The sequence below is a fragment of the Dolichospermum circinale AWQC131C genome (assembly GCF_000426905.1).
In the GTDB taxonomy this organism is placed as follows: Bacteria; Cyanobacteriota; Cyanobacteriia; order Cyanobacteriales; family Nostocaceae; genus Dolichospermum; species Dolichospermum circinale.
Genome location: NZ_KE384651.1, coordinates 79,218 through 85,250, shown reverse-complemented (window position 1 = coordinate 85,250; position 6,033 = coordinate 79,218). Strand labels below are relative to the sequence as shown.

Here is a 6,033-nt window from a genome sequence, read left to right as displayed (position 1 = left end):
CCCCCGCTGCGGGGGGAAGAAAAGGATAAACTTTTGATATTGGAGGGGGTTGGGGGTGGGGTTGATTGACACTCACATTAACAACAGAATTGATGATAAACACTCTCTGGTAAAACCAAACTAGCTAATATTTGTTGTCGTAACTGCCCAGTATCACCATGTTGTAAATGAGCAAACCAACTTTGAATTGATTGTTGTATTTCTTTCTCTCCTATTTTACCTTGAGTATAATCTTGCTGCATTTGTCTAAGTCGTCTTTTAGCACGTCTTAAATTTTCTGTGCGGACTCGAATCCTGTCAGGTAAAACCCGAAACCCTAAAAAATTTGCTCCTTTACAAGTTGCAAATAATTGACTTTTAACAGGATGAATTTTCAATCTTAATTTAGCTAAATAATTTTCTATTGCTTCTCTTGCATCAACTAAAAATTCTTTGTCATCTGCAAATAAAGCAAAATCATCTACATAGCGAACATATTTTTTAGCTTGTAAATCTTCTTTAATAAAATGATCAAAACCATTCAAATAAATATTAGCAAAGAATTGACTGGTGAGATTGCCAATTGGTAAACCTCGTCTTCTTTGTAATGGTGTAAATAAATCATCCCCAGGAAAATGATTTAAAATAGCTTCTTGTTCGTTGCTATTATCAATAATAATATCAGCCAACCATAATGTTTCTTGACATTTCAACTTCCGACGCAACAGAGATTTAAGAATTTCGTGATCAATGCTAGGAAAATATTTACAAATATCACATTGTAGAATATAACGACTGGAACGAGCAAATTTTGTAAATCTACGTAAAGCGCGATGAGTACCAAAACCTACCCGATTAGCATAGGAATCATGAATAAATGTTCGCTCAAAAATTGGGGTTATAATATTACATAAAGCATGATGAACCACTCTATCTCAGTACGGTGCGGCGGAAATCATCTGAGTTTTTGTACAGGATAATACCCTGAGCAATCGCCTCAGCCATTTTATTTTGGAAATCTGGGTTGTTCAATAGAGCGACATCCTTTTTATTATCGAGAAAACCAGTTTCCACTAAAATTGAGGGTATAGAATCATTAAGATATCTTAAAACAAATAAAGCATTTCCACTTTTTATTCCTCTATTGAACAAGCCATTATTACTATTACCTTGGACAATGCTACTATTTACTAATTGACCCATCACTAACTCACCCAAGTGTTGACCTTTAGAATTAAAAAATATTTCACAGCCATTAGCTTTTCCATTAAACGCAGTAGCGTGAATGCTAATAAATAGATCGGCATTAACTTTTGCTGTCATTTCTACTCTATGTCTTAAGCTTCCGCTCACGGAATCTTCTGTAAAGCACCAGTCCCTGTTACGGGTTAGCAACGCTTGTATACCATTTCTCTCTAAAATTTTTGCTATGTTTTTGCTGATAGGTAAAACTATATCTTCTTCTTTAAGAAAACCTACCACTCCTGTATCTGGATAAATACCATGTCCAGGATCAATCATTACTAAAAATCTCTTTTCTAAACTTCTAAAAATCTGATTACCTACTACTGATGTTACTAAACCCGCACCTCCTAAACCGACCATTTGCAAAAATCGTCTGCGGTTGATTTGCGTTTTTTTAGAAACTTGATTTTTGGGTTTTGGCAATAATTGACCAAACTTTTCTGGTACTTTGAGATCAAGTAAAGATGGTTTAGTCATAAAATCCAAAAATAGATAATCTTGTAATGGACTATCTTCATAAATAGTTTTTACAGATGTTTTGGCTATTGATAACTTCCACCCATTTCCAGAAGTATGATTAACCTGATTGAGTAAGTTTTTTAGTGCAGTTCTGATTTCCTGCTCTTGTTCCTGAGTTAATTCCTTAATCAAATCAACACGCAACCAATCTGGAATATAACCAGAACGAAACCAAGGTAAACGCGCCAAATTAGTCAAAGAATCAACCTCTAACAGAGATTTTCCTGACTTTTTTTTCAGCACATTACCCAAATAAATAGTGATATTCCATTGCAATTCAGGAAAAACAGCACAAGCACAAAACCAATAAAAACTATCCTTCCCCAAATATTCCCGCAGAGAAACCAACATAGTTGCGATTTTTTCAGGTTCTAGAGAATTACGTTCTAACCAGCGATAAGATTGCAGTCGCAGCGTTTGTGGTATGGGTATTGTTGAACCTCTTTCTAAGTCTTTTTCCTGAAAAGATAGAAGCTTGGTATGATCTCGTTTTTGGCTAAATATCTGTAATCCTTGTGGTGTAGCAGGTAAAATAATAAACTTTTGAGCTATTTTAAACTCTTGATAACCCCAATTTATCGTTGGTTTAGGAGTCAGAAAAGCTCGACTTTGCCAAGTTATCAATTGACTTACCCAAGGTTCTAATTCACCATTAATAATATTAAAAAATATCTCTGTATCTGAAACTAAAACCAGATAATGTTGATGATATTTACTAATAATTTCATCCAGTCTGAGTGGAGAAACAATTCCATCACTAGAAAAGCAAATTAAAGGATCATCATCAAAGAAATAACTGGTAATCAAAACATTATCATGTTTAAGGCGCTGAATTATTTCTTCTATAAACTGAGCTTGATGATCTTGAAAGCTAGTGCGATTAACCAGAAACAAATATTCTGGAAGTATTTGAGAATTACGATATATTGGCTTTAACCATCCTCCTTGACGCACAGTTGCATCAATAGTTTTCTCTATATCTAATTGATGGGAAGGAATCGGAATCCGTCGTCTGAGATTTCGAGCAATTTGCATAAATATCATTGTCGGGAATAATTCTTGCTCAATATCAAAATCAGCAATAGAAATATTCTGTAGTTCAGGTTGGGTTGTCGTCCCATAACGTCGCAAAAACAACTGACGATTTAACCAAAACCACCACATTCTTGAAATTAGAAATAAAGCAGCAGGAGTTAAGAAAAACGCCAATTCTCTTGGCCAGTTAATAGTATTTGGGGGTATATTTTCAGTACACTGTATAGAAGTTTTGTCTGGTATATTCGTAGGTTTTGTTGTTGCTATAATATTAGGTGTTTTAGTTGGTAGTTTGGTAGGTTTTGTTGTTGGTGGATTAGGGGATTTTACAATTGGTTCGTTAGGAACATTATTGAATATTACAAATAGAGTAATTCCTCGAACAATAATAACTATCAACGGTAGTATCAATAGCAGAGAAGGAGGTTTTATGGCTTTTTCTGGTTCTAAAGATGTTTGGTTTTCTGCTGTTGTTTTTTCTGTTAAAACAATATTTTGACTAACAGATTTAAACAAATCATCAAAATACTGTTTAAAATTTTCTTGTTCAAGTTGTGAACTACAAAATATAGGTGCTAGTAAATTCCTCAACCTCTCTGGATTATCAAAATTTTCACCTTGAGAAATCAGAATTAAAATTAAATCCTGTGCGGCGATATATTGAGATATGCCAATGCTATAACCTGCTTCCCTAAGTTTATCAATAAACTCTAGCAAAACATCAGGATTGAGATTGGCTAAATTATTTTCTACTTCTATTGTTTTATCCATTGTTCTACAACTTTTTTGGCTTTTTCTTGATCTTCAAAATGGTGTAACAAACCCCAATAAATGTTAATAAATGTTGGGTTTCACTTTGTTCTACCCAACCTACAACTGTATTGTTTTAGGTTGTTCTGTTCTGTTCTGCTATCCATTGTTCTACAACTTTTTTGGCTTTTTCTTTGTCGTCAGCAGTTTTAATTAAGCTACTTAGGGTAGTGATAATTAAATTTGAATTCTGTTTTAAAGGAATATCAGAACTACCATTAAATTTTTGTAAAGCTATAATCCAACTTAATAATTCAGCCGTTGCAGGTTTTTTTATTAAATTACTTCTAGGTTCGCGTAATTTTTCAAATAAACTAATCGCTGATTGTAAAAAAGGATCACTAATATTTATTCCCAACCGATTAGCAATAATATTCTGCAATGTCTCATTTTTAGGAAAAGGTAGATGATAATAAATGCAACGTCGCAGAAAAGCGTCGGGTAAATCTTTTTCAGAGTTGCTAGTAATAATTACTATTGGTTTTAATTTTTCATCTGCGACAATTTTTTGATTTCCTAATTCTGGAATCCGAAAATACATCAATTCCAATTCATTAAGTAAATCATTGGGAAAATCACGGGGTGCTTTATCAATTTCATCAATTAAAACTACAGAACGCTTCTGTTCAGTATTAAAAAATTCTGAGGAAATAAATTCCTTTACTTCCTCTACATCACGAGTACGTAAAATCGCTTTTCCTAAAGCTTGATAAGTGATGTAATCTAAGATTTGAGTTGAAGCAAAACCAGTTTGCACATCTTGAAATCGCTTTAAAGCATCATAAGTATAAAATAAATCCCTGGCAACAGTAGTAGATTTAGTTTCAAATTTCAAAACTTCACCAAATCCCAGTTCCCACGCAAGACTATAAGCTAGTTGAGTTTTACCCGTTCCCGGTTCTCCAGTTAATAATAAAGGTTGTCCTAATAATAATGCCACATTACAGGCATCTCGCAAACCTTCATCAGCAATGTATTTTTCAGGATTTAATAATCGAGAAAGCGGAGAATCTGGGAGTTGTTTTGGTAGTTCTCCTTGACGGGTTCCTTGACCTGTGTAAATTGGTAATTTCATGTTAAATCCTCTTTAATTAATGAAAATGTTCTAGTATTTCTAGTAAATTGTCAGCTAAATACCGCATAGGAATCTTACTAGATGATTTTTGTTTTTGCCATTTATCAAACATATCTCCAATTTTATCTTTTAATTGTTGAATTTTATTTTCACCAACAAAATTTTTAGTATGTTCACAATCAGCCCAATTTTCAACATCTGCTCTCCCTACAGCCTCTAGTTCTGATAAAATAATAACTGATAAAGAGTCATAGTTTTTAGTAATTAATGAAAATTCTTGAATGTGTTTACGCATTTTCTTATTTATTTGTTGATAACGATATTGCTTTAAAAAAGCAAATATATTCCATGTCCATTCAATACGTATATATTTAACACAAATGCAAATGATTACTTCTTTATTGAGAGTATTTTGATTATGCCAATCTTGCCAAAATTCTAATAATTTATTCAAAATATGTAATCCTTGTTTTTGCCAATCATCACTAATTAGATCAGTATGAACAATCATAGGACTAGATTTATTAAGAATTTCGTTAATTTCTTCTAAAGATGTGTTACCTTTATTTACAAGATTTTTTGCAAGATTCATTAATAAATACTTTGGTAGTTCATTCAGATTTTTTAATTCTGAAGAATACATCATTTTTTTGATTTTTACGGTAGTTTTATTCTGGTCTAAATCCAGCACATCAGGGAGAAAATCATTTCGCATTCGTTCTAAAAACTTGTAATGGCTTTGAAGTTCATCACCATGAATTATGCAAACTAACAAACGAGATTTATCACGATTTTTAATAGCTTCTGTTAGTTCAAATTCTTGGCTGGAACGATTAGCTAAATATGATAAAAATGAACGTTGAGCAGAAAGTTCATCATTTTTTTTAATGGGAGATTTTAGTCCTTTTGTTTCCTGATCAATCTTTTCCAATTCTTCATAAAGAGAGTTCATTTCTCTTTCTAGGTTATTTTGAGTTCTAGCATTTTCCGTATGATTTAATTGGTTATTAAGCTTTTCAATATCCTGTTTTATATTTTGGTATCTCTTTTCTAATTGCTGAAGTTTGATATTATTAGGTTTTTCCATATTATAAAAATCTCCATAATTTATACTTAAAATTGTTGAATCATTTGATTTCATGGGTAGGGGTAAAGCAAGAGCTTCATTGGTGTCAACTTAACGTGAAACCTTTAGCCCGCCTGGGAATGAATTCCCAGTCTAATAGCAAAAGTCATCTGAAGATGACTAAGGAAACCAAAAATTATTTAGTAAACTCAAGTTTACTTTCGCTATTAGCCCGGAAATATGGCTTACGCCACGCTATCATTTCTGGGCGGGTTTGTCAGCCAACAGATAAGCTATTTTTAAC

The 6,033-nt window shown here is 32.8% G+C and carries 2 protein-coding genes and 2 pseudogenes; all 4 read right to left on the bottom strand.

All coding sequences use genetic code 11. The features are described from left to right. Positions 1 to 77: 77 nt before the first annotated feature. Positions 78 to 947, bottom strand: a pseudogene (locus ACIR131C_RS23545) (RNA-directed DNA polymerase); the annotation flags it as partial. A 22-nt stretch (positions 948 to 969) separates the two neighbouring features. Further along, positions 970 to 1,701: pseudogene (locus ACIR131C_RS26970) on the bottom strand (N-acetylmuramoyl-L-alanine amidase family protein); the annotation flags it as partial. Between the two features lie 1,963 nt (positions 1,702 to 3,664). Next, positions 3,665 to 4,663, bottom strand: a complete 999-nt coding sequence (locus tag ACIR131C_RS0119670; RefSeq protein WP_028091550.1) for an AAA family ATPase — start codon at positions 4,661 to 4,663, stop codon at positions 3,665 to 3,667. 16 nt (positions 4,664 to 4,679) lie between these two features. Beyond that, positions 4,680 to 5,750, bottom strand: a complete 1,071-nt coding sequence (locus tag ACIR131C_RS0119665) for a hypothetical protein (RefSeq protein ID WP_028091549.1) — start codon at positions 5,748 to 5,750, stop codon at positions 4,680 to 4,682. Between the last annotated feature and the right edge of the window lie 283 nt (positions 5,751 to 6,033).